General features: G+C 66.4%; 5 protein-coding genes. All 5 read right to left on the bottom strand.

Translation table 11 applies throughout. The annotated features are described in order from the left end of the window. Positions 1-73: 73 nt before the first annotated feature. The 5 genes from AC1DJN_RS20650 to ahpC all read right to left on the bottom strand — a co-directional run bounded on the left by AC1DJN_RS20650 (position 74) and on the right by ahpC (position 5033). Positions 74-1030, bottom strand: coding sequence for a transaldolase (locus AC1DJN_RS20650; protein WP_442252033.1), 957 nt, complete (start codon positions 1028-1030; stop codon positions 74-76). Positions 1031-1088: 58 nt separating this feature from the next. Next, positions 1089-1493, bottom strand: a complete 405-nt coding sequence (gene rnk / locus AC1DJN_RS20645; RefSeq protein ID WP_025877946.1) for a nucleoside diphosphate kinase regulator — start codon at positions 1491-1493, stop codon at positions 1089-1091. A 123-nt stretch (positions 1494-1616) separates the two neighbouring features. Next, complete coding sequence (locus AC1DJN_RS20640; protein WP_025877947.1) at positions 1617-2582, bottom strand: LysR substrate-binding domain-containing protein; 966 nt, start codon at positions 2580-2582, stop codon at positions 1617-1619. Positions 2583-2662: 80 nt separating this feature from the next. Next, complete coding sequence (gene ahpF, locus AC1DJN_RS20635; protein ID WP_033830402.1) at positions 2663-4255, bottom strand: alkyl hydroperoxide reductase subunit F; 1593 nt, start codon at positions 4253-4255, stop codon at positions 2663-2665. A 214-nt stretch (positions 4256-4469) separates the two neighbouring features. Then, positions 4470-5033, bottom strand: a complete 564-nt coding sequence (gene ahpC / locus AC1DJN_RS20630; RefSeq protein WP_025877950.1) for an alkyl hydroperoxide reductase subunit C — start codon at positions 5031-5033, stop codon at positions 4470-4472. Positions 5034-5083 lie beyond the last annotated feature (50 nt).

The raw sequence follows: 5083 nt of genomic DNA, 5'->3' as shown, positions 1-5083 counted from the left end.
ACCCAGCGCGGCTGTTGCTTCATGCAGTTCGCGACCAAGCCCCCGCCACGAGGGGCTCAGCCGTTGGCTGGAATCACAGTTCCGAGCGAATGCGCTCGCGCAGCGCCTGCAGATCCTTGGCAAACGCATCGATACCGGTCGCCAGCTTCTCGGTCGCCATCGGATCGGCGGCCAGGTCGGCTGCGAACTTTGCCGCGTCGATCGGCGTCACCTGCACCGCTTCAGCGGCACCGGCCACCAGCTTGCGCGGCAGCGCGCCGTGGTCGGCGTCGAGCTTCTCCAGCAGGTCCGGCGAAATGGTCAGGCGGTCGCAGCCGGCCAGCGCTTCGATCTGCGCGGTCGAACGGAACGAGGCGCCCATCACCACGGTCGGCGAACCGCGGCGCTTGAATTCGGCATACACCCCACGCACGAACACCACGCCCGGGTCCTCGTCGATGTTCGCCGGGGTCTGGCCGTTGGCCACGTACCAGTCCAGGATGCGGCCGACGAACGGCGAGATCAGGAACGCACCGGCTTCGCTGCAGGCCAGCGCCTGGGTGGGGTTGAAGATCAGGGTCAGGTTGCAGTCGATGCCTTCGGCCTGCAGCACGCGCGCGGCTTCCACGCCTTCCCAGGTCGCAGCGATCTTGATCAGGATCTTCTCGCGCGGCACGCCGGCATCGGCGTACATCTGGATGAACTGACGGGCCTTGGCCACGGTCGCGGTGGTGTCGTGGGCCTGGTCGGCATCCACTTCGGTGGAGACGCGGCCCGGCACCAGCGTGCTCAGCAGCGCACCGACGCCGATGGTCAGGCGGTCGGCCACGGCGTGCACCACGGCCTCGCGGTCGCCGCCCTGCTGGCGGCCCCAGGCCAGTTCGCGTTCGATCAGTTCCGCATAGACCGGCAGGTCCAGCGCCTTCTTCACCAGGGTCGGATTGGTGGTGCAGTCCACCGGCTGCAGGCGCTTGATCGCCTCGTAGTCACCGGTATCGGCAACGACCACGGACAGTTCGCGCAGCTGGGACAGTTTGGACGGGGTACTCATTACGGCTCCTGGTGCGGGGATTGCAGGGAAACTGATCGCGCGCGGTTCGCAGCGCAGGTCAGGGACGGTCGTTGTGGACCGCGCTCACGCGCAGCCGCAGCTTGCGGCCGCCCGGGGCGGTCCAGTCGATGCTCTGGCCAACGGCCAGGCCAAGCAGGGCGCTGCCGACGGGCGCCAGCACGGACACCTTGCCTTCATCGACATTGGCTTCACGGGGGAAGACCAGGGTCAGGACATGCTTCTCGCCCGACACTTCATCTTCGCACTCCACGCGCGAATGCATCATGACGATGCCTTCGGGAATCTGGTCTGGCGGCAACACGGTTGCGCGGTTGAGCTCGTCGGCAAGCGTGCGCGCGGCCGGCGTCTGGCTGTGTGCCGGGGATTCGAGCATGGCGTCCAGGCGGTCCATGTCGAGGGTGGAAACAGTGATCGACGGCGGAAGGCCGCTGGCGGTGTTCATGGTGACGCTCCTTGGTTGAAAGCCATGCAAAAGGCGGCACCTGCTGGCGCCGCCTGACTGTATTGTGGGGACAAATGCGGCCGGAATCGACTCCCGCCGGTTTCGATGCCCGGCTGCGGTGTCTCAGCCGTTCAGCACCGGCGTGGGCGGGGTGGCAGCATCGCCGCTTGGCGGGGCCAGCGCCTCCAGCGTGAACAGCGCATCGGGCAGGCGCTTGAACTGCTCGGCCAGCTCCATCAGGAACTCGTTCATTGCCGAGCTGCGCCGCCAGATCATGGCGATGCGACGGCTGGGACGGCCCTCGCCGACGAAGTCGAGCAGGCGGATGTTGTTCGAGCGTGGCACCGGCGGCTGTACCGACAGGCTGGGCAGCAGGGTGATGCCCACGTCGGCGGCGACCATCTGTCGCAGCGTTTCCAGGCTGGTGGCGCGGAATTCGGATTTTTCGTTGGCGCCGAACAGTCGACAGACTTCCAGCGCCTGGTCACGCAGGCAGTGGCCGTCTTCCAGCAGCAGCAGCTTCTGCGTGGCCAGTTCCTGTACGTCCAGATGCTCGCGCGTGGCCAGCGGGTGGCGGCCGGACACGGCCAGCAGGAACGGTTCCTCGAACAGGAATTCGGCGTGCAGCTGGTCGTCGATCACCGGCAGTGCCAACAGCGCGGCGTCGAGCCTGCCTTCGCGCAGGCGCTCCAGCAGCACATCGCTCTTTTCCTCCACCAGCAGCAGTTCCAGCTCGGGGAAGCGCGTGCGGATGCGCGGAATCACGTGCGGTAGCAGGTATGGGCCGAGGGTGGGGAAGATCCCCAGGCGCACCGTGCCCGCTTCGGGATCGCGGCTGCGTCGCGCCGCTTCTTTCAGCTGCTCCACTTCGGCCACGATCACCCGTGCCCGCGCGGCCGCTTCGTGGCCGGCGGGGGTCAACATCACCTTGCGCGGTGCGCGTTCCACCAGCGGCAGGCCCAGTTCCTCTTCCAGCTTGCGGATCTGGGTCGACAGCGTGGGCTGGCTGACGAAGCAGGAGGCGGCGGCCCGGCCGAAGTGCTTGTGATCGGCCAGGGCCACCAGGTATTTCAGGTCACGCAGGTTCATCCTCAGACCTCTCGGGGTACTGCACCGGCAGGGCGTGCCCAGCCGGTTGATGGTGCTCCCGATGGCCTGGGAACGTTGGATCAGGCCGCTTCGGCCACCGCACCGCTGCTCTTGGGAACCGAGGAGCGGATCAGGTGATCGAAAGCGCTCAGTGCGGCGGTCGAACCGGCGCCCATCGCGATGATGATCTGCTTGTAGGGTACCGTCGTGCAATCGCCCGCGGCGAACACACCCGGCAGATTGGTCTGCCCGCGGTCATCGATGACGATCTCGCCACGCGGCGAAAGGGCCACGGTGTCCTTCAGCCATTCGGTGTTCGGCAGCAGGCCGATCTGCACGAAGATGCCTTCCAGTTCGACGCGATGGGAGTCGCCGCCGACACGGTCCTTGTAGACCAGGCCGGTGACGCGGCTGCCGTCGCCCAGCACTTCGGTGGTCTGCGCGCTGGTCAGCACGGTGACATTGGCCAGGCTGCGCAGCTTCTTCTGCAGCACTTCGTCGGCACGCAGGCTGGAATCGAACTCCAGCAGGGTCACATGCGACACGATGCCGGCCAGATCGATGGCCGCTTCAACGCCGGAATTGCCGCCGCCGATCACCGCCACGCGCTTGCCCTTGAACAGCGGGCCGTCGCAGTGCGGGCAGTACGCCACGCCCTTGTTGCGGTACTGGTCTTCGCCGGGCACGTTCATCTGCCGCCAGCGCGCGCCGGTGGACAGGATCACCGAGCGCGACTTCAACACCGCGCCGTTTTCCAGCTGCACCTGCACCAGGCCGTCTTCGCCGGCGGGCACCAGCGCACTGGCGCGCTGCAGATCCATGATGTCGACCTCGTACTCGCGCACGTGCTGTTCCAGCGCCGTGGCCAGCTTCGGGCCTTCGGTCTCCTTCACCGAAATGAAGTTCTCGATCGCCATGGTGTCCAGCACCTGGCCACCGAAACGCTCGGCGGCGATGCCGGTACGGATGCCCTTGCGCGCGGCATAGATCGCCGCAGCGGCGCCGGCCGGGCCACCACCGACCACCAGCACGTCGAAGGCGTCCTTGGCGGCGATCTTCTCGGCATCGCGCTTGCTGGCGTTGGTGTCCAGCTTGGCCACGATCTGCTCCAGGGTCATGCGGCCCTGGTCGAACACCGCGCCGTTGAGGTAGACGGTCGGCACCGACATGATCTCGCGCTGCTCGACTTCCTCCTGGAACAGCGCGCCGTCGATGGCCACGTGCTGGATGCGCGGGTTGAGCACCGCGGCCAGGTTCAGTGCCTGCACCACGTCCGGGCAGTTCTGGCAGGACAGCGAGAAATAGGTTTCAAACCGGTAGTCGCCTTCCAGGTTCTGCACCTGCTCGATCAGCTCGGCAGTGGCCTTGGACGGATGCCCGCCGACCTGCAGCAGGGCCAGCACCAGCGAAGTGAACTCGTGGCCCATCGGCAGGCCGGCGAAGGTCAGGTGGATGTCCTGGCCCGGCGTCCCCAGGTCGAAGGACGGCACGCGGCCTTGGCCGTCGCGCAGCACCTGCAGCGAGATCTTGTCCGACAGGCTTTCCAGGGTCTGCAGCAGTTCCAGCATCTCCTGCGACTTGGCACCGTCGTCGGCATGCGCGGTGATCTGGATCGGGCGGGTCACGCGCTCCAGATAGGTCTTCAGCTGCGACTGCAGGTTGGCGTCCAACATGGTCTTCTCCTGGCTTCAGGCAAAACGGGGGCGTGGCACCGCTGTAGAAGGTAGCGGACCAGCGAGGGGGTAGGGGTGAACCCAAGAGGGCAGCGCGGACCTGTGGAAGGGGCGATGCGGGCGCGGCCGTCTTGGGTTCACCCCCACGCCGGCGATGTGGCCGGCACGGGGATGGGCGCGCCACAGCGTGGGGCTGCGGCAGGCCGGTGCTGCTTTAGATCTTGCCGACCAGGTCCAGCGACGGGGTCAGGGTCTTCTCGCCTTCCTTCCACTTGGCCGGGCAGACCTGGTTCGGGTTGGCGGCGGTGAACTGGGCAGCCTTCAGCTTGCGCAGGGTCTCGGAGACGTCACGGGCGATCTCGTTGGAGTGGATCTCCAGGGTCTTGATCACGCCTTCCGGGTTGATGATGAAGGTGCCGCGCAGGGCCAGGCCTTCTTCTTCGATGTGCACGCCGAAGGCGCGGGTCAGCTGGTGGGTCGGGTCGCCGACCAGCGGGAACTGGGCCTTGCCCACGGCCGGCGAGGTTTCGTGCCAGACCTTGTGCGAGAAGTGGGTGTCGGTGGTGACGATGTAGACCTCGGCGCCGGCCTTCTTGAATTCGGCGTAATGGTCAGCGGCGTCTTCGATCTCGGTCGGGCAGTTGAAGGTGAAGGCTGCCGGCATGAAGATCAGGACCGACCACTGGCCCTTCAGGGTGCTGTCGGAGACCTTGATGAACTCGCCATTCAGGTAAGCGTTGGCTTCGAACGGCTGGATCTGGGTGTTGATCAGGGACATCGTTTTTCCTCTGGGTGAAGGGGAGTGGGTGAATCGGGAGTGGGTGAATC

The organism is Stenotrophomonas sp. 05L414_2, from assembly GCF_056397905.1.
The sequence above is the reverse complement of the archived record's forward strand: the minus strand, read 5'-3'. Positions and strand labels throughout refer to the sequence as shown.

What these genes read in the sequence shown, in the direction of transcription:
- AC1DJN_RS20650 (WP_442252033.1), bottom strand. Translation starts at nt 1,030, where the DNA reads ATGAGTACCCCGTCCAAACTGTCCCAGCTGCGCGAACTGTCCGTGGTC.
- rnk (WP_025877946.1), bottom strand. Translation starts at nt 1,493, where the DNA reads ATGAACACCGCCAGCGGCCTTCCGCCGTCGATCACTGTTTCCACCCTC.
- ahpF (WP_033830402.1), bottom strand. Translation starts at nt 4,255, where the DNA reads ATGTTGGACGCCAACCTGCAGTCGCAGCTGAAGACCTATCTGGAGCGC.
- AC1DJN_RS20640 (WP_025877947.1), bottom strand. Translation starts at nt 2,582, where the DNA reads ATGAACCTGCGTGACCTGAAATACCTGGTGGCCCTGGCCGATCACAAG.
- ahpC (WP_025877950.1), bottom strand. Translation starts at nt 5,033, where the DNA reads ATGTCCCTGATCAACACCCAGATCCAGCCGTTCGAAGCCAACGCTTAC.